Origin of the sequence: Flavobacterium sp., assembly GCF_034111225.1 — a bacterium.
Lineage (GTDB): Bacteria > Bacteroidota > Bacteroidia > Flavobacteriales > Flavobacteriaceae > Flavobacterium.
In genome coordinates this window covers 169,531-188,521 of record NZ_JAWUXR010000006.1, presented here as the reverse complement: position 1 = coordinate 188,521, position 18,991 = coordinate 169,531, and the positions used below count along the sequence as shown (strand labels likewise).

Annotated in this window: 23 protein-coding genes and 1 tRNA gene; 12 read left to right on the top strand and 12 right to left on the bottom strand. The window is 30.5% G+C overall.

The genetic code is table 11. The features are described 5' to 3' along the window. Window positions 1-40: 40 nt before the first annotated feature. Entirely contained in the window at window positions 41-274 is a 234-nt protein-coding gene (locus UXY25_RS02910; RefSeq protein ID WP_320814501.1) for a hypothetical protein, read from the bottom strand. A gap of 121 nt (window positions 275-395) precedes the next feature. Here UXY25_RS02910 and UXY25_RS02905 point away from each other — a divergent pair, with 121 nt between their 5' ends. Next, window positions 396-1,979: an NAD(P)/FAD-dependent oxidoreductase gene (locus UXY25_RS02905; protein ID WP_320814500.1), complete on the top strand. Its 1,584-nt coding sequence runs from the start codon at window positions 396-398 to the stop codon at window positions 1,977-1,979. 50 nt (window positions 1,980-2,029) lie between these two features. On the opposite strand, the gene UXY25_RS02900 is transcribed toward UXY25_RS02905, so the two are convergent. Then, window positions 2,030-2,476, bottom strand: a complete 447-nt coding sequence (locus UXY25_RS02900) for a cold shock domain-containing protein (RefSeq protein ID WP_320814499.1) — start codon at window positions 2,474-2,476, stop codon at window positions 2,030-2,032. Window positions 2,477-2,772: 296 nt separating this feature from the next. On the opposite strand from UXY25_RS02900, the gene idi reads away from it, so the two are divergent. The 5 genes from idi (at window position 2,773) to UXY25_RS02875 (ending at window position 5,216) form a co-directional block, all read left to right on the top strand. Then, on the top strand, window positions 2,773-3,300 hold the full coding sequence (gene idi / locus UXY25_RS02895) for an isopentenyl-diphosphate Delta-isomerase (protein WP_320814498.1): 528 nt from the start codon (window positions 2,773-2,775) through the stop codon (window positions 3,298-3,300). A gap of 11 nt (window positions 3,301-3,311) precedes the next feature. Beyond that, window positions 3,312-3,722: a 6-pyruvoyl trahydropterin synthase family protein gene (locus UXY25_RS02890; protein WP_320814497.1), complete on the top strand. Its 411-nt coding sequence runs from the start codon at window positions 3,312-3,314 to the stop codon at window positions 3,720-3,722. 55 nt (window positions 3,723-3,777) lie between these two features. Continuing rightward, window positions 3,778-4,737: a type I phosphomannose isomerase catalytic subunit gene (locus UXY25_RS02885; protein ID WP_320814496.1), complete on the top strand. Its 960-nt coding sequence runs from the start codon at window positions 3,778-3,780 to the stop codon at window positions 4,735-4,737. Window positions 4,738-4,795: 58 nt separating this feature from the next. Beyond that, window positions 4,796-5,065 carry a hypothetical protein gene (locus UXY25_RS02880; RefSeq protein WP_320814495.1) on the top strand — a complete coding sequence of 90 codons (270 nt, stop codon included), beginning with the start codon at window positions 4,796-4,798 and terminating at the stop codon, window positions 5,063-5,065. Window positions 5,066-5,142: 77 nt separating this feature from the next. Further along, a tRNA-Thr gene (locus UXY25_RS02875) sits at window positions 5,143-5,216 on the top strand. Window positions 5,217-5,324: 108 nt separating this feature from the next. Here the strand turns inward: UXY25_RS02875 and UXY25_RS02870 are convergent. The 8 genes from UXY25_RS02870 to UXY25_RS02835 form a co-directional block, all read right to left on the bottom strand. Further along, a complete protein-coding gene (locus UXY25_RS02870) occupies window positions 5,325-6,035 on the bottom strand; it encodes a DUF4369 domain-containing protein (RefSeq protein ID WP_320814494.1) in 711 nt (236 codons plus the stop codon). Between the two features lie 18 nt (window positions 6,036-6,053). Further along, window positions 6,054-7,358, bottom strand: a complete 1,305-nt coding sequence (locus UXY25_RS02865; RefSeq protein WP_320814493.1) for a DUF819 domain-containing protein — start codon at window positions 7,356-7,358, stop codon at window positions 6,054-6,056. Between the two features lie 86 nt (window positions 7,359-7,444). Further along, the gene (locus UXY25_RS02860; protein ID WP_320814492.1) at window positions 7,445-9,301 is read right to left on the bottom strand and encodes a peptidase M61; all 1,857 of its coding nucleotides are present in this window, start codon (window positions 9,299-9,301) and stop codon (window positions 7,445-7,447) included. 92 nt (window positions 9,302-9,393) lie between these two features. Beyond that, entirely contained in the window at window positions 9,394-9,675 is a 282-nt protein-coding gene (locus UXY25_RS02855) for a TIGR03643 family protein (RefSeq protein WP_320814491.1), read from the bottom strand. Between the two features lie 81 nt (window positions 9,676-9,756). Further along, window positions 9,757-10,359, bottom strand: a complete 603-nt coding sequence (locus UXY25_RS02850) for an alpha-ketoglutarate-dependent dioxygenase AlkB family protein (protein ID WP_320814490.1) — start codon at window positions 10,357-10,359, stop codon at window positions 9,757-9,759. Window position 10,360: 1 nt separating this feature from the next. Continuing rightward, window positions 10,361-10,717: a DoxX family protein gene (locus UXY25_RS02845; protein ID WP_320814489.1), complete on the bottom strand. Its 357-nt coding sequence runs from the start codon at window positions 10,715-10,717 to the stop codon at window positions 10,361-10,363. A gap of 44 nt (window positions 10,718-10,761) precedes the next feature. Next, on the bottom strand, window positions 10,762-11,661 hold the full coding sequence (locus tag UXY25_RS02840; protein ID WP_320814488.1) for a DMT family transporter: 900 nt from the start codon (window positions 11,659-11,661) through the stop codon (window positions 10,762-10,764). Between the two features lie 83 nt (window positions 11,662-11,744). Continuing rightward, window positions 11,745-12,668: a LysR family transcriptional regulator gene (locus UXY25_RS02835; protein ID WP_320814487.1), complete on the bottom strand. Its 924-nt coding sequence runs from the start codon at window positions 12,666-12,668 to the stop codon at window positions 11,745-11,747. Between the two features lie 92 nt (window positions 12,669-12,760). On the opposite strand from UXY25_RS02835, the gene UXY25_RS02830 reads away from it, so the two are divergent. Genes UXY25_RS02830 through UXY25_RS02805 form a run of 6 tightly spaced genes read left to right on the top strand, consistent with a single transcriptional unit; the run spans window position 12,761 to window position 17,426 of the window. After that, window positions 12,761-14,197, top strand: a complete 1,437-nt coding sequence (locus UXY25_RS02830; protein ID WP_320814486.1) for an NADP-dependent isocitrate dehydrogenase — start codon at window positions 12,761-12,763, stop codon at window positions 14,195-14,197. A 10-nt stretch (window positions 14,198-14,207) separates the two neighbouring features. Continuing rightward, complete coding sequence (locus UXY25_RS02825; protein ID WP_320814485.1) at window positions 14,208-14,375, top strand: hypothetical protein; 168 nt, start codon at window positions 14,208-14,210, stop codon at window positions 14,373-14,375. Beyond that, the gene (locus UXY25_RS02820; RefSeq protein ID WP_320814484.1) at window positions 14,363-14,641 is read left to right on the top strand and encodes a hypothetical protein; all 279 of its coding nucleotides are present in this window, start codon (window positions 14,363-14,365) and stop codon (window positions 14,639-14,641) included. Before UXY25_RS02825 ends, UXY25_RS02820 begins: the two co-directional genes overlap by 13 nt. A 5-nt stretch (window positions 14,642-14,646) precedes the next feature. Beyond that, the gene (locus UXY25_RS02815; protein WP_320814483.1) at window positions 14,647-15,483 is read left to right on the top strand and encodes a DUF6671 family protein; all 837 of its coding nucleotides are present in this window, start codon (window positions 14,647-14,649) and stop codon (window positions 15,481-15,483) included. A gap of 3 nt (window positions 15,484-15,486) precedes the next feature. Beyond that, complete coding sequence (locus UXY25_RS02810) at window positions 15,487-16,449, top strand: L-threonylcarbamoyladenylate synthase (protein ID WP_320814482.1); 963 nt, start codon at window positions 15,487-15,489, stop codon at window positions 16,447-16,449. Between the two features lie 8 nt (window positions 16,450-16,457). Further along, the gene (locus tag UXY25_RS02805) at window positions 16,458-17,426 is read left to right on the top strand and encodes a sodium-dependent bicarbonate transport family permease (RefSeq protein ID WP_320814481.1); all 969 of its coding nucleotides are present in this window, start codon (window positions 16,458-16,460) and stop codon (window positions 17,424-17,426) included. A 75-nt stretch (window positions 17,427-17,501) separates the two neighbouring features. On the opposite strand, the gene UXY25_RS02800 is transcribed toward UXY25_RS02805, so the two are convergent. Further along, window positions 17,502-18,335, bottom strand: a complete 834-nt coding sequence (locus UXY25_RS02800) for a hypothetical protein (protein WP_320814480.1) — start codon at window positions 18,333-18,335, stop codon at window positions 17,502-17,504. A 108-nt stretch (window positions 18,336-18,443) separates the two neighbouring features. Further along, window positions 18,444-18,944 (bottom strand): GNAT family N-acetyltransferase, encoded by a 501-nt coding sequence (locus UXY25_RS02795; RefSeq protein ID WP_320814479.1) that lies wholly within the window; start codon window positions 18,942-18,944, stop codon window positions 18,444-18,446. Between the last annotated feature and the right edge of the window lie 47 nt (window positions 18,945-18,991).

The window sequence follows — 18,991 nt, the reverse complement described above, 5'->3', positions numbered from 1 at the left end:
CCTCAATGTAAGTTGGGGATTTTTTTATGGGTAATTAAATTTACTCATAAACTTCTCCACGATGCGGTTTCAAAGCATCTCTAAACGTAATCATATCTTTTTCTTCCACAACTAAAAAGGCAATAGCATACATTTCGTTTAAAATTTCAAAACCGGTTATTTTCAAAGCGTATTTTTCTGTTTCTAAAAATTCCTTCAAATGTATTTCATGATGTTCTGCTGTTTTTGCAGCCGCTTGACCTCTAAAATCCCAAATCAATTTAATTTTTCTCATATTTTTACGTTTCAAAGTAGCAAAGTTACAAAGTCAGTTGTCAAATTACTACTTTTGTACAAAATTAAACAACTTAGAATTCTAATAATCTAGAAATCGAATACTCTAAATATCTATTTAAATGCCACGCGAATTTCAATTTCAAGTCTCACCAGAAGTAGCAGCTAATGAAGTATTGCTCAATCAGTATGTTGCAAAGCTTTTTAATGTTTCTCCAAAAGAGATTCAAAAAACAGTTGTTGTTAAGCGCTCTATTGATGCAAGGCAAAAAGCAATTAAAATCAATATAAAAGCGAATGTTTTTTTAGTAGGTGAAGATTTTGTTGAAACAAAAATGGAGTTGCCTGATTACCCTAATGTTACTCATGCAAAAGAAGTAATTGTTGTAGGTGCTGGACCTGCAGGGTTATTTGCTGCACTTCAACTAATTGAGTTAGGGTTAAAACCTATAGTTTTAGAGCGCGGAAAAGATGTAAGAGGACGTAGACGAGACTTAAAAGCAATTAATGTAGATCATATTGTAAACGAAGATTCTAATTATTGTTTTGGAGAAGGTGGTGCGGGAACCTATTCTGATGGGAAGTTGTATACGCGTTCAAAAAAACGTGGAGATGTAGATAGAATTTTAGAGCTTTTAGTTGGTTTTGGTGCTTCAGCGGAAATATTAGTAGAAGCGCATCCGCATATTGGAACCAATAAATTACCACAAATTATTCAGGATATACGCGAAAAAATTATAGAATGTGGTGGTGAAGTTTTATTCGAAAAAAGAGTTGTAGATATTTTAATTAAAAACAATGAAGTTGATGGTGTTGTGTTACAAGATGGCTCTACTATACATGCCAATAAACTAATTTTAGCAACAGGTCATTCTGCTCGTGATATTTTTGAATTATTAGATAAAAAACAAGTTTTTATAGAAGCAAAACCATTTGCTTTAGGAGTTCGTGCAGAACATCCGCAAGATTTAATTGATAGTATTCAATATTCATGCGATTTTAGAGGCGAACATTTACCGCCTGCGCCTTATTCAATTGTAAAACAAGTTGGAGGTAGAGGGATGTACTCTTTTTGTATGTGTCCGGGTGGAGTTATTGCACCATGTGCAACTGCTCCAGGTGAAGTGGTTACAAACGGTTGGTCTCCCTCAAAACGAGATCAAGCAACAGCAAATTCAGGGATTGTGGTGGAGTTACGATTAGAAGATTTTAAACCTTTTGAAAAATTTGGTGCTTTGGCAGGAATGGAATTTCAAAAATCAATTGAACAAAAAGCATGGCAAGTTGCAGGTGGCTCGAGCTTCAGCGAACAGGCGAAGCAAAGTCAAAAAGTTCCTGCCCAAAGAATGATCGATTTTACGGAGAAAAAAATATCAGATTCAATTCCTAAAACATCTTATGTTCCAGGAACAACTTCGGTAGAATTAGGTGAAGTTTTTCCTAGCTTTTTAACACAAACTATGCGTGAAGGTTTTGTGCAGTTTGGAAAATCAATGAAAGGTTATTTTACCAATGAAGCCATCTTACATGCTCCAGAAAGTAGAACTTCTTCTCCTGTTCGTATTCCAAGAGACAATAAAACATTAGAACATGTTCAAATAAAAGGACTATATCCTTGTGGTGAGGGTGCAGGTTATGCGGGAGGAATTATTTCAGCCGCAATAGATGGTGAGAAATGTGCTTTGAAAATTAAAGAAAGTTTATAAAATAAAAAAGCCGCTATTAATAGCGGCTTTTTTTATATATAATAGTGTAATTATATTTTCTTTACTCTTACAGCATTCATTCCTTTTGTTCCTTTTTCAAGTTCATAAGTAACTAAATTACCTTCTTTTACTTCGTCAATTAAACTACTAACGTGGAAAAAGAATTTATCATTTGAATCTACTTCTTTAATGAAACCAAAACCTTTTGAAGTGTCATAATAATCAATTGTTCCTTTTCTATCTGTTGGAACTTCATCAATATCTTCTTTCTTAGGAATTCCTATTTCAATGTCTTCAGCCTCAATAACAATTTTCTTTGAAGGATCTGGAGGAGTACTTGTTAAGTGTCCGTTTTCGTCAACATATACATACATGTCTTCTTCACTAGTTTTTCCACTAGCTTTACGAGCATCTTTTTTAAGTTGCTTCTCTTGCTTTTTCTTTAATTTAAGTTTTTCTTTTTCTTTTTTGTTAAAAGTTTCTTGAGGTCTAGCCATTAAATAATATAATAATTTAAGTTAAAAATAATAAAGTGATAAAATGTTGAGTCAAACTAAAATCAATTAAAGAAATAATAATTAAAAATTAGTTAATCCTGTAGCATTTTGACAAAGATACAACAAAATTGAATAGCAATTAAATATTTGTAATGTATTGAAAGTGAATTAATTTTGTTTTTGAGACATGTCTTTTAAGAAATAGTATAGTTTGTTATGTAAACATATCTTTTACTTATATAAATCAAATAGTTTTAAATCTACTTTTTTTGTACTTTTGAAGTGAATAAAAAATAATGGAAGAAGAAAAAGTAATTTTAGTTGATATAAATGATAAGCCAATTGGTTTAATGAATAAAATGGAAGCGCATGAAAAAGCGTTGCTTCATAGAGCCTTTTCAGTTTTTGTATTAAATAGCAATAACGAAATAATGTTGCAACAAAGAGCTTCACATAAATATCATTCACCTTTATTGTGGACTAATACTTGTTGTAGTCATCAACGTGCAGGTGAAACAAATCTTCAAGCCGGCACAAGGCGTTTAGAAGAAGAAATGGGTTTTGTTGTTTCGCTTAAAGAGCTTTTTTCTTTTATTTATAAAGCACCATTTGATAATGGTTTAACTGAGCATGAGTTAGATCATGTAATGATTGGTTATTCGAATGACGAGCCAAAAATCAATTCTGAAGAAGTTGAAAGTTGGAAATGGATGAAGATTGAAGAGGTGAAAAATGACATTGAAAACCATCCGGAAATTTATACAGTTTGGTTCAAAATTATTTTCGACAAGTTTTACCATTATTTAGAAGACCATAAAGTTTAAAAAAAATCAAAATGAAAGTAACAGTTTCTAGAAAAGCGCATTTTAATTCTGCTCATAGATTGTACCGCAAAGATTGGACAAATGAAAAAAACGACTTAGTTTTTGGAAAATGCAACAATCCAAACTTCCATGGTCATAATTATGATTTGATAGTTAGCGTAACTGGTAAAATAGATAAGGAAACTGGTTTTGTTATTGATGTTAAAATTTTAGCAGATTTAATAAAATTACATATTGAAGATGCTTTTGATCATAAAAATTTAAATTTAGATGTTCCTGATTTTAAAAATCTAAATCCAACAGCTGAAAACATATCCGTAGTCATTTGGAATAAACTAAGAAAACATATTTCAAACGAAAATGAATTAGAGATCACTTTATACGAAACGCCTCGAAATTTTGTTACTTATAAAGGAGAATAATTCTTTAAAAGATATTTGATAAACTTTTTGCATCTTTGCAGCACTAATATTAAGCATGAAATTATATCCATTAACATTTACACCTATTATTAAAGAAAGAATTTGGGGCGGTTCCAAATTAAATACTTTTTTAAATAAAGAGGTCTCAATAGAAAATGCTGGCGAAAGTTGGGAATTGTCTTCAGTTCCTAATGATGTTAGTGTCGTGAATAATGGAGAATTAAGTGGTAAAAACTTAAATGAAATCATTGCTATAAACCCTGAAGCACTTTTGGGAAAAGAAGTTGTTGAGAAATTCGGAACTGAATTCCCTTTACTTTTTAAGTTTTTAGACGCAAATAAAGATTTGTCGGTGCAATTGCATCCTAATGATGAATTGGCAAAGGCAAGACATAATTCATTTGGTAAAACCGAAATGTGGTATGTTATGCAAGCTGATAAAGGGTCAAGGATTATTGTGGGCTTCAAAGAAAATTCAAGTCAAGAAGAATATTTATCTCATTTAGCGAATAAATCGGTTGTTTCTTTGTTAAATGAAATTCCGGTTAAAATAGGGGATGTTTTTTTACTAGAAACTGGAGCTATTCACGCAATTGGAAGCGGAGTGGTTATTGCTGAAATTCAACAGACTAGCGATATTACTTATAGGATTTATGATTGGGATAGAGTAGATGCAGAAGGAAAAAGTAGAGAGTTGCATACAGAATTAGCTTTGGAAGCAATAAACTATAAAGTAGTTGACACCAAAATTAATTACAGTTTAAAGGAGAATGAAAGAAATACATGTGTAAATAACACTTATTTTACTACCAATATTATTTCTTTAGTATCTCATTTTAAATGGAAGAGGAAAAAATCATCTTTTACTGTTTTAATGTGTACCGAAGACGATTTTTCAATTCATTTAGATAATGATGTATATCGTTATAAAAAAGGAGATACTGTTTTAATTCCTGCAGAAATAGATGCTTTTGAACTACAAGGAAAAGCTACTATATTAGAAATTTCTATCTAAAAAAATTGTACTATCAAAATATTATGTAATTTTGCATAAATTTTAAAACAAGAACAAAATGGCAAGCGTTAAAAACTTGAAAAAAGAAATCAACTACGTTTTAGGTGATTTAGTAAACATCGTTTACATCTGGGAAATGACTAATGGAGGAAAACCAACTGAAGGTACTGATGTATTAGTTGACGAAATCTATGACAACTACGATAATTTTGTTTCTAGAATTAGAGATAGAAAGGTTGAAAACAAAAAAGCTCATTACAAGCAAATTCGTGCAGAATATGAAACTGTTGCTAATCAAATAGTTGCGAAAATAAACGAATTAAAATAAAAAAATCAATAAAAAAATTGCAAAAAATATTTGGAAATTAAAAATTCACCCTTATATTTGCAATCGAAATTTGAGTTGCCAGCGTAGCTCAGCTGGCTAGAGCAGCTGATTTGTAATCAGCAGGTCGTGGGTTCGAGTCCCTCCGCCGGCTCAAATTAAAACCATCACTTAACAGTGATGGTTTTTTCGTTTTACAAAGTATGAGAATAAAAAAAGCGGTTAATTTTAATTAACCGCTTTTTTTTATTCTGATGTTTTTCTATTCTGATGCTTTTCTTGTCTTTATATGTTCATCTAACATTTTTCCATACTTTGATTTTACAACTGTAGGAGATAAATGCTTTTGAATAGTATCTAAATAAGCAATATTAATATCAGCGATTTCAGAAACAGCTAAATAAGGTGCAATTTCATATTCACCATGTGTTGAGGCAAAGTTTGCGGTATACCTGTATTTTCTAATTTTCAATCTATCAAATGCTGTGTTAATACTGTCAGCAGATGTAATGTTTTTGGTAATTTGGTTTTTAATTCTTTTTTCAGTTAAGATTAAGTTTTCATCATTAAATTTTGAATTAAACGAATTAAACTCTTCAAATAATTCTTGATTTTTAGAACCTGTTATTTTTGCAGCATTATAAAATGCTTTCAGTTTTGAAGTAATGTTCATTTTTCCTCTCTCAGCAAAAAACTGCAAACTATTGTCTATTGAGTTGCTTTGACCTCTATCTAGGGTTAAAAACAGCATTTCTGGCTCTTCAAGGGTTATGAAAGATTCAAAATTTGAATCTCCTTTTATTTCAATACTATCTAATACAACAAATGCATTGTCTTGTATTTTTTGAATGTATAATTTTCCTTGACTTAAACCTTCTATGTTTCCAGTAAGGTGTAAATTACTTCCTTCATCGTTTTTATTACAAGCAATTAATGTAATTAAACTTATTCCTGCGATTAATATCTTTTTCATTATTTATTTTAAATATATTTATTTAGGTGATACTGTTTCCATTAAATAGGTACATAAAATTGCTCCATATGTACCAGCTACATAACCAAATATAGCCAATAAAACTCCAACACTGGCTAATGAAGAATGAAAAGCTGAAGCTACAACAGGTGCAGAAGCTGCTCCGCCAACATTTGCCTGACTTCCTACGGCTATAAAAAAGTAAGGAGCTCTTATTAATTTTGCAACGCCAAAAATAATAATAAAATGAATAAGCATCCAAATTATTCCCACTGCAATTAAGCCTGGATTTTCTAATACAGATCCTAAATCCATTTTCATACCTATTGAAGCAACTAATATGTAAATAAAAACACTTCCTATTTTACTTGCTCCAGCGCCTTCGTATTTTTTTAATGGTGAAAAAGATAAAGCAATTCCTAAAAATGTCGCAATAGTTACCATCCAAAAGAAGGTTCCTCCAAAGGTAGAAGCAAAACTTTTAGGATCATTTACAGCTTCGAAAGTATTTGAAAAGAATGAAGCGCATAATTGTGAACCCCAATGCGATAATCCTACCGAACCAAATGCAATGGCTGCAATGATAATGTAATCGTTTAATGAAGGTGTTCTTTTTACGCTTTCTTGATAATCTGAAACTCTATCTTGTAATTTTTGTACAGATGAATTGTCTGCTTTTAGCCATTTGTTGATGGCTTCTTTTTTACCAATACCAAATAATAAGAAAGCCATTCCTATGTTAGCTACAACAATATCTACTAATACCATTGCGCCGTATTTTTCTTGATTGTACTTGAATATTTCCAGCATAGCAGCCTGATTTGCTCCTCCACCAATCCAACTTCCGGCAAGTGTAGAAAGTCCTCTCCAAACCGCATCAAAACCATTTCCACCAACTGTTTCAGGAGAAAATATAGAAACAATTAAAATGGCTATTGGTCCACCAAGAATAATTCCTACTGTTCCGGCCAAAAATACAATTAATGCTTTTGGTCCTAAATTAAACAATGCTTTCAGGTCGATACTTATAGTCATTAATACTAATGCAGCTGGCAATAGATATCTACTAGCAATAAAATATACAGATGATTCTTTTGCGATTTCTTCTCCATTTGCACCTGTTTCAACCCATTCTGGAGAAATAATATTTAAAGAACTAAAAATAGCTGGTAATAAATAGCACATTAATAAAGCAGGAACAACTCCGTAGAATTTTTTCCAAAAGCCTTCTTCTTTTGAAGAGGTGTGAAATACAAAACCTAATAGTAACATTAAAAGACCAAATACAATAGTATCGTCAGTAAAAAATGGTGCGTTGCTCATGTGTTTTTATTTGGGTGCAAAATAATGAAAAAATCCTCAAAACTGCTATGAGTCTTGAGGATTTAATCTTTATAAATTATAATTAATTAGCCTTTTAGCCAAGCATCTTTAATTGCTTTTTTTGCTTCATTTGTAGATTGGTAACCTTCACGAATTTCTTTAGGCATTTTTATTTTACCTTTTAATTCTTGTTCTTTGCCGTCACGTTTAATTTTAACAGTCATTTCTTCACCATCTTTCCAATTTGCAGAACCTAAAACTAAATCGTAAATATTGTCTAAATTATAGTTAGTTCCGTTAACAGCAAGAATTTTATCTCCGTTTTTTAATTTCATTGATGTCATGAATTCATTCAATTCAATGTTTGGTAAGATCATAATTTCTTTTGTAGTAGGATCAACTGTAATATATGGAGTTTGACCTTTTAAGAATGGATTTCCTGCAACTTCAATTTTAGCTTCAGTTACACCCATTTTTACGAAATACTCAGCATATGGAATTGGAGTTTCTCCAGCAACGTATGTTTTTAAGAATTCACCAACAGCTGGGTAAGTTAACTCAGTAATTTTACCAAATAATTCTTCATCTTTAAATGCTTTTTTACTTCCGTATTCATTAGATAAATCTTGCATTAAAGTTAAAATACCTTTTTGTCCTTTGCTTTCTTCTCTAATGATGATGTCCATACACATTGCAATTAATGCACCTTTTTGGTAAACATTAACGTATTGGTCTTTATATGGTGCGTTTAAAACGTTTTTACTCATTTTAGTAAAACTCATTTTATCATTCATTTGATTAGCTTGAGAAATCTTTTGAGCCATTCTTTCAAAGAACTCAGTTTCATCAATTAAACCTTGGTTTACTTGGAATAAGTTAGCGAAATATTCCGTTACACCTTCATACATCCATAAATGTTCAGACATTTGAGGATTGTTGAAATCAAAATATTGAATTTCGTTAGAATGAACTGTTAATGGTGTTACAATGTGGAAAAATTCATGAGAAACAACATCTTTTAATTGTTCTTGTAGCATTTCTAATCCCATCATCTCTGGCATTACTACTGTAGTTGAAGTTGGGTGCTCTAAAGCTCCAAAACCTTTAGCGTCTTTTGCTTGCATATCAGAAAGATATAACAAGATGGCGTATTTTTTAGTTGAATCGAATGCTCCTAAGAATTTCTTTTGAGCTCTCATCATTGTTTCCATATTAGCGGTAATATCTTTAGCAGTGTACTTTCCTGTTGGAGAATAAACACTAATGATAATTTCCATATCGTCAACCATGAATGAAGTAAAGTCTGGCTTAGAATACATTAATGGCATTTCAACTAAAGTTGCGTATTTTGAACTGTTGAAAATGTCGTTAGTTTCTGAATTATCCATATCTGTCATTGCAGATACACCTAATAAGTTTGCAGGGTGAGAAACTGTCATTTTATATGGAGTTTCAGTTTTTCCAGAGAAATATCCAACAAACCCATGAGTATTTAACATGAAGTTTTCACCGGCTTTAATGTTTGTTCCTGCAGGAGAAAATACATCTTCACTGTTTCCAAATCCACCACCACCTTCAGTATCAAAAGTGTCATTTACTAAATAAGTAACTTTTGTTAATTTGCTTGCATCTGAAATTGTATAAGAGTTTTCGTCAATTTTCGTAACGCGTAGTCCATTTCCTTTCGCATCAAATGCTTTGAAACCTTCTATAAAACGACCATAGTCATCTTCAGAATAAGTTCCAGGAACTGTTTTTGGAATATAAAAAGTTGTTGTTTCAGAAGTAAAACTTGGTGTAGCAATAGACACCATTACTTTGTCATCTTTTACATTTACTAAATCGATTGACACATCTACTACATCCATTTTTGGAGTAGTTTGTACTGTTTTACAACTCCAGAAGAAGGTTGCAACAGCAAGACTTAAAATTATTTTTTTCATTTTTTAACTATTGATTAATGATAAGTAGAATAATTTGGAAATTTGTTACATAAAAAATAAAAAAAATGCTCTTGAAACTCAAGAGCATTTTTTTAATCAAATTTATTTTTAAAATAATATTTACTGTCTAAATCATCATCTTCAATGGGATTGAATTTTAAAGGTTTTGGTTTTGGCTTACTAGCAGCTACCTTTTTTTTCCAAAGTTCAAAATTATCTTTGCTTAAACGCATTCGCATTAATTCAGCAACTTCGTTTTCAGAAATTCCAAATTCTTTTTTAATTGCTTCAAAAGGCTTTTTGTCCTCTTGAGCTAAAATGACAACTCTTTCTAATGATTCCTTGTCTAATTCTATTTTTGCTTTCTTTTCCATCAGATGAAAAAATTATTTTTTTAGTTTAAAGTTCAATATTATAAAAAAAAATAAAATAATAAAAGAGTATAAATAATTTTTTTACAAAATTGCTCTAAAGGTTAAGTTTATTCTTTCTTTTTTCGGCTTTGATGCTTTTGGAACTTGATGTTTGTAATGAACTTGGCTTCCCTTTTTCATTACTAATAAGCTACCATGTTTTAAAGTTAATGATAATTTTGCTTCCTTGTTAGTATTGTGTTTTAAATGAAAAATCCGTTCTTCTCCTAAACTTAAGGAAGCAATAATAGGATTACTCCCTAATTCTTTTTCATTATCGGCATGCCAACCGTTTGAGTCTTTTTCACTTCTGTATCGGTTGAGTAAAACAGTTGTAAAAGAATAATTACAGGTTTCTTCCACTTTTTCTTTAATAAAAGTCAATAACGAATTCCAATGATTTGGATGCATTGTAATATTTGAATAGGAATAAGGTTTACCTTCATTTCCATATAATGCAGTTAGTCGTGGTTGTAAATGCGTTTTTCCAAAAACAGTGATTTCATCTTGCTGCCAAGGGGTTTCCTCTAAAAGAATTTTGAATAATTCATCTGCTTTTTCTGTGTTGAAGAAATTTGGGTAATATTCGAAAACAGCATCTGGAAGATCTATGACTGTTTTTTCATTTGGAAATAAATCTAACATTTTAACAAGTGTATAAAAATGCCCAATAAATTAGTGCTAGTTGTAACGGAAGTCTTAATAAGCGTAACCATTTTGGCAAACCTAATGCTGCTTTATCATTTTGAAACTTGTAGATATTGGCCGGAAAAACTGCTATTAATAATGCAATAATTCCCCAAGCTGCATAATTAGATGTAAATGACAAGCAAACTAAAATACCTAATAGTATTTCGGCAAACCCACTTAATTTATTTAATAAAATAGGATTTGGTAAATAATTAGGGATAATTTTTAGGTATAAACGAGGTTGTCTAAAATGATTTAGACCCGCTAAAACATAAATTATTCCCATTAGATATTGATGCCAAGGTAAAGTCATACAAAAAGATTTGCAACGAATTTATCTAAAATATAAATAAGGAACTATTTTTTATTAAAATTAATATTCATTATCGCAATTGCCATAATAATTAAAAGTATCCCGATCCATTGAGAAAACACAACGGTTTCGTTTAATAAAAAGTAGGCCATTAATACTGAAACAGGTAATTCTAAAGATGATACAATACTACCAAGTCCAATTCCAGTTTTTGGAAAACCTGCATTTAAAAGCATAGGAGGAATAATAGTTCCAAAAAGAGCTAAGAATATTCCGTATTTACCAAAAATAGCAAAATTAAAAGGTCTGTTTTGTGTATATAAACTAAATACTAAAACAATAATTGCACCACCTAATAGCATGAATAAACTTCGCTGTGCCGAAGAAATTCCAAGTGCTACTTTGTTTGCAGTGAACATAGTAGTTGTAAATGATGCTGCCGCTAACATTCCCCAAAGCACACCTAAAAGGTTCAATTCTACGGTATTAAATAAAATATTAGTAGCAAGTAAAGTTCCAGTTAAAACGATTATCACGGCAATTGTTTTTTGTTTTGACGGTGCTTTTTTGTCTAATATCCATTCTAGTAAAACTCCCATCCAGACGGTTTGCATTAATAGAACAATTGCAATAGAAACATCAATGTACTTTACACATAAATAGTAAAAAACACTAGTTGCGCCTAATGAAGTTCCTGCCAACATTAAATTGAAAATGTTTTTTGGAGTTGCTTTTACAACTTCTGTTTTGTTTTTAAATTTTTGGAATAAATTAATTAAAAGGATTCCTAGAATTCCATACACAAATTGTGAAGTAGTAACTTCTGCAGTTGTAAATTGTTCAGCATCTAAGTAAGCTAATTTTACAAACGTAGCCAGCATCCCATAACTCGTTGCTCCTAAAGCGACTAAAAAAACTCCTTTTACTATTATATTTTTCGACATGCCTCATTTTTTAGGGGGCGCAAATATAAGCAAACCTTTCTTTATAATATTAAATTTATTCTTTACTAAGATGTGTTTTTAAATTAATATTTTTCAAACCATTTAAATTTAGTGTCAATAATTTGGTTTTTATTTTCTTTAATAAAGTTTAAATAGGCTTTTGCAACAGGTGATAATGATTTTTGTTTATGCCATATTAAGTTCCAATTTGTTTTTAGCGGTAAACCTTTCAATGGAATAATTTGAAGTTCATTATTTAGAAGTTCATTTTTTAAACCTATTAAGGGCATTATCGAAACGCCTAAGCCAGCTAGAACTGCTTGTTTTACAGCTTCATTTGAAGTTAGTTCTAATTTATTTGTAATTTTTAGATTGTGTTTTTCAAAAAATCGCTCCATTTTCCATCGTGTTCCCGAACCATTTTCCCTGTATATAATGGTAAGTTCATTTAAAAAACTGGGTTGGTATATTTTTCGGGTAATTTTAAAATCTTTATTTGCTATTAAAAAAAGTTTGTTATCCATTAATTCCTCATTATGAATTGAAAATTTTTCAGGTAAAATAGAGACCATAGAAAAATCAACTTCATTTTTTTCTAAACTTTTCAAAACCTTTGATTTATTGGTTACGTCTAAGTTTAGTTTAACACCTTGATGTAGTTTTAAAAAATCGGACAAAAAATAAGGAATTATATATTTTCCTGTAGATACTACAGAAAGGGTTAGTTTCCCTGTTAATTGACCTTTAAATGACAATGTCTTATTTTGAATTTCTTTAACCTCATTGTTTATTTTATGAGCTATTTCAGCAATTTCATGACCAAAATCTGTTACATACAATTGTCTTCCTACCACTTCAGTTAATGGAATTTCAAATTGATCTTGAAAATTTTTTAATTGAATTGATACAGCAGGCTGAGTAAGATGTAGCTCTTCTGCTGCTTTCGTAATACTATTCGTTTCAGTTATTTTTAGAAATATCTGAAGTTGATGTAATGTGTAATTCATAAATATATTTTATGTAAATCATTACAAATATAAATAAAAATTTATATAAAAAAAAACTAAACTTTGTCCCGTTAATAAAAAAGACTAGTAATATGAAAAAAATCACGATTGCAAAAGGAGATGGAATAGGTCCGGAAATTATGGATGCTGTTTTAGAAATTTTTAATTCAGCTAATGTTCCTTTAGAGTATGATGAAATTCAAATTGGTGAAAAAGTTTATTTATCTGGAAATACTTCTGGAATTGAAGCTTCCTCATGGGAGAGTATTCGAAAGAATAAAATTTTTCTTAAAGCTCCAATTACTACACCTCAAGGTGGTGGTTATAAAAGTTTAAATGTAACAACTAGAAAAGCTCTTGGTTTATTTGCAAATATTAGACCATGCGTTTCTTATGCACCTTATGTAGCAACTAAGTTCCCAAATATGAATGTTGTTATTGTTAGGGAAAATGAAGAAGATTTATATGCTGGAATCGAACATCAACAAACAGATGAAGTTGTTCAATGTTTAAAATTAATTAGTAGACCGGGCTGTGAAAAAATTGTTAGATATGCTTTTGAATATGCTAAAAATTATGGCCGAAAAAAAGTCACTTGCTTTTCTAAAGACAATATTATGAAGCAAACTGATGGTTTGTTTCATGAAGTATTTAAAGAGATTGCAAAAGAATATCCTGAAATTGAATCTAACCATATGATTATTGATATAGGTACTGCTTTTTTAGCAGATAATCCTGATCAATTTGATGTAATTGTAACTTTAAACTTGTATGGAGATATAATTTCAGATGTTGCTGCTCAAATAGCCGGTTCTGTAGGATTAGCTGGTTCAGTTAATATTGGTTTAGAATGCTCAATGTTTGAAGCAATTCACGGTTCTGCTCCTGATATTGCAGGTCAAAATAAAGCAAATCCTTCAGGGTTATTGCAAGCTGCGGTTTCTATGTTATATCATATGGGAATTAATGATAAAGCAACTCAAATACAAAATGCATGGTTAAAAACGATAGAAGATGGTTACCATACTGCAGATATTTATTCCAAAGAATTCAGTAAAGAGTTGTTAGGTACAAAAGAGTTTGCGGAGAAAATTATTGAAAATTTAGGCCAACTTCCAGGACAATTACAAGCCGTTTTGCCTCCAAAAAATGCAATAATTACATTGCCAGTTTACAATAGAAAGCCACGAAAAGAGAAAAAACTTTTAGGTGTAGATGTTTTTGTTCACTGGAACGGATTTGATGCTAACGAGATAGGTAATAAGTTAAAAAGTATTGAAACGGATGAATTGCAACTTTCAATGATAACTAATAGGGGAATTAAGGTTTGGCCTAATGGATTTGATGAAACATTTTGTACAGATCATTGGAGATGTAGATTCACAAACAAACAAAATATAAGCATTCTTCCATCTGAGATTATAGGTCTATTAAACAATGCCATTTTAAATGAGGTTGAAGTTATTAAAACAGAAAACCTTTATGAGTTTGAAGGAGTAAAAGCTTTTTCAATGGGTCAAGGACAATAAAAAATAACACATGAAACATAATTTAATCATTATAGGTTTATTAGGTATTATTCTAAAATTATTATTGATTGGGAAACCTTCTGTTTTTATAGAACACTCAGTAATAGGATTACTTATTTTATTATTAATAACATTTATTTCTAAAAAATCAAATACACAACAAAAATGGAAAATGTAACAGAAATTAAGTTAGTTAAAGGAGAGTTTACTCCAGATGAGGCTAAAGAAGTCTTATTTTCATTAGTAATGAGTAAAATTCGTTTCCATCAACTAGAAGTTTTTAGTAATGGAGAGCGAAACATTGGCGATATTGATTACTCTGAAAAGAGAATTACTGAATTAGAAAATTCAAAAATAGTAATAGATTCAAAAATCAACGAAGCTATTTCAAAGATGAAAAGAATTAGATTAAATGGAACTATTGAAATTGAAATTTTAGAATAATTGAAATGTTTTCAAACAGAAAAATCTTAATTGCAACTCAGCATGGCAAAGAACAAGTAATGCAACCTTTATTGGAGCAAGAATTTGGTTTTGAATGTTTTGTTAATCAATCTTTTGATACAGATACATTAGGAACTTTTTCTGGAGAAATAGAACGAGAAGATGATGCGCTAGAAACCCTTCGTAAAAAATGCAATTTTGCTATGAAGGAAAATGATTTTAAAGTTGTTATAGCAAGCGAAGGTTCTTTTGGAGCGCATCCTTCTCTTTTTTTTGCAGCTGCTAATGATGAATTAGTTATGCTGTTGGATAAAGGGAATAACATCGAGGTTATTGCACGTACTTTAAGTTTGGAAACGAACTTTAATACTGCTGAAATTACTACAGAATTAGAGCTGTTAACATTTTCAAAACAGGCAGAATTTCCTAGTCACGGACTTATTTTACAATCTTCATTGAAGAATTCGGAATTTTTATTTAAAGGAATTTCAAATGAAAATGAACTTGTTTCTTTTTTTAAAATAATTAGGAAAAAGCACCCTGTTGTTTTCGTTAGTACTGATATGCGAGCTATGTTTAATCCTACTCGTATGAAAGTAATACAAGAAACAACTGAAAAAGTAATTCAGAAATTAAAATCATTCTGTCCAAGTTGTAATTTTCCTGGTTTTGACGTAGTTGAAGTTGTTTCCGGATTAAGGTGTTCGCAATGTAATTTACCAACTAAAAGTACATTATCCCATTTATATACTTGTAAAAAATGTACTTTTTCTGAAGCAAAAATGTATCCGTATTCTAAAGAACATGAAGACCCAATGTATTGTAATTATTGTAATCCTTAATTTATGGAGATTAGTTCACTTATAATTAAAGCTAAAAAATGGTTAGATCAAAATGAAGTTATAGCCATTCCAACTGAAACAGTTTATGGTTTAGCCGCTTCTATTTATTCAAAAAAAGCGATTGAATCTATTTACTCAATTAAAAATAGACCATCAACAAATCCATTAATTGTACATATTAAGTCTGAAAGAGAATTATATAAATATGCACAGAATTTACCAATAAAAGCTAAAATATTAGCAAAAACATTTTGGCCAGGCCCTTTAACTTTGGTGCTTCCAAAAACAGATTTGATTCCAAACTATATAACAGCAAATAATGATACGGTTGCCATTAGAGTGCCTAATCATTCTTTAACCTTAGAATTACTATCAGATTTAGAATATCCTTTAGCAGCACCAAGCGCAAACCCTTCTAATCGGATTAGTTCTACAACCACCAAACATGTGGAGAAATATTTTAAAGGGGTTTTGCCTTTTGTTTTAGATGGAGGCGACTGTAGTAAGGGTTTAGAATCTACAATTGTAGGATTTGAAAACGGAGAACCCATAATTTACAGGTTAGGAGCTTTAACTATTGAACATATAGAATTGGTAGTTGGTAAAGTTCAAGTGAAATCAACTTTAAAAGATTCTGAAATACCTATGTCACCTGGGATGTTTAATAAGCATTATGCCCCAAAAACACCTTTTTATGTTGTTGATGAAGTTATGGAATTTTTAGAAACAACAACTGCTAAAACGATTGTTTATATAGGACATCAATTAAATATTGAACATCGTAAGATTAAACATCAATTTCTTCTTTCAGAGAATGGAAATATGGAAGAAATGGCATCTAATTTATACAAAATATTATTAAAAGCTGATGCCCTTGAAAGTGATGTAATTGTTACAACTTGGTTTGAAAATAAGAATTTAGGAATGAGTATTAACGACAGACTGAAGAGAGCTTCAGCAAAATAATTTAAAAAATGAATGTAAATTTATTACTAGAAAATTTAACGAATCCGGCTTTATTGTTTTTCTTGTTAGGAATTCTAGCAGTTCGTTTAAAAAGCGATTTAGCAATACCGGAAAACTCTTCAAAATTTATTTCTCTTTACTTATTGTTTTCAATTGGGTTTAAAGGAGGTCAGGAGTTAGCACATAGTAGTTTTTCAATGGAAATAATATGGAGTGTTGTCTTTGGTATAATTGCAGCTCTTAGTATTCCTATTTATGTATTTTTTATTCTAAAGAAGAAATTGTCTATTTCTAACTCTGGAGCTATTGCTGCGGCATATGGTTCTGTAAGCGCAGTGACGTTTGTTACTGCAATTTCTTTTCTAGAGTTACAAAACATAGCCTTTAATGGACATATGGTCGCTGTGATGGCTTTAATGGAAGCTCCAGCAATTGTTGTAGGTGTTATTTTAATTCGAATTTATGGAAAGAAAAGCGCAACAAACGAAAGCCAATCTTTAGGTTCAATTGTAAAACATTCCTTTACAAATGGAAGTGTGTTATTGATTTTAGGAAGTTTAGTAATTGGTTTTTTAGCAAGTGATGAACAAGCAATGGGAATTAAACCATTTACAACTGATTTATTCAAAGGGTTTTTAGCCATTTTTCTTTTAGATATGGGGATTGTATGCGGGAAAAAACTAAAAGATTTTTTAAAAAATGGAGCTTTTACAACAATGTTTGCAATAATTGTTCCTTTGATTAATGGAGTTGTTTTTGCTTACTTAAGTTCTTTTGTAACTGACTCTATTGGAGATCGTTTTATACTTTCTATTTTAGCAGCAAGTGCTTCTTATATAGCGGTTCCAGCTGCAATGAAAATGGCGGTTCCAAAAGCAAATCCAGGAATTTTTATACCTATGGCATTAGCAGTTACATTCCCAGTAAATATTACTATCGGAATGCCTTTATACATGATGGTGATTGTAAATAGTTAAATAAAAAAAGCCGTTGTATAATATACAACGGCTTTTTTTACCTTCTTCTTGCTCTAGTTCTCATAGGCGTTATAACTATAAATTTATATTATAAACAGTTCCATCTGAATGCGTATATGTAGCTTGGTTGTCACAAGTATTGTCGCCATAATCTAAAATTCCGTCTAAGAAAGAGCCTTGCAAATTCAATTGACCTTGCGAAATATAATTACAAGAATATTTCTTTATTAATGTTTGAACCACTGTTACTGTTAAAGTGTTCCCACTTGGTTTTGTTACAGTATGATTACCAGAAAGCACTTCATAAGTATTGTCGCCAAGTGTTAAAGTTCCTACTCCTTCTGTTTGTTGAACAGTTCTAGTTCCGAAGAAAGTATATATTGCTCCAGTTAATGTAGTTAATTTTCCATTAGTTACTGTTCTATTCCATTTTGGGATAGAAGTATTTGTGGTAATATTTTCATAAACGATTGTTCCTTCAAGTTTTCTTCCGTTTACATAATAATTGTTTGAACGAGTAATGGTCATTGTGCTTCCATATTCAATAAAATAATTAGAAAAGGTAACGGTAATTATTCCTGAACGAAGAATTCCATTATGCAGACATCCTGTTCCAAAATCTACCGTAAAAACTTTTGGGAAAACTCCAGGAGTGTTATTGTCAACTGTTACGGTTGCACATGTTGGAGACAAAGATTCAAAAGTGCTGTTATTTCTACTTGAATAACTAGAGTTTTCATTAGCAACATCAACCCCAGCATTAAAGTCTAATTCATTTCCAAAATCAATTTGAGCATTTGCTGCAAGTAATTCTTGATCTACTTTAATATCTTCTTCTTTATTACATGATGTGAATAAAAGACTTAGGATTGCTAATCCACTAAATGCATAATTCCTTAAATTTTTCATAGTCAATAGTTTTTAGTGTTATGTTTATTAGATGCATAAAAGTTAAAAAGGTTTAAAAAAAAAGTTAATTTTTTTAACATTTTGTTGTTTAGTGCAATAAAGGTGCCATTATTTTTTTAATTCATAAAGCCAATTTGTTTTAGGTGAAGTGTCGTCTGGAAGTTCTCCAATTTTTATTGCGCCTAGTTTTTCAACCGCTTTTTGAGAGCGGTAATTTGTGTCTCCAACATGAAAATGTATTTTATTCACAAATTGAAATGCATAATTAATCATTAACTCTTTTAAAGAACCGTTATATTTCGTACCCCAAAAATCTCTTGAAATAAAAGTATAACCAATTATAATACTGCTTTCTTCTTTATTAAATTCATAATAACGTGAAGAACCAATTACTTTATTTGTTGTATTGTCAATAATTACAAAAGCACCTTTAGATTTGATCGCATTGTCAAAAAAAACTTGAAAAACTTCTCTTTTATACCTGTCGTTATTTGGGTGTTGTTCCCAAAGTAATTCGTCAGAAGCTACTGAAAACAAAGCTTCAAAATCATTTTCTTGAACAGGTTTAATGGTGATTAAATCGTTTGATATACTTGTTTGTAAGTTCATGAATGAATTTATTGTCTTTTTCCGAATTTACAAAATCAAATCTGAAT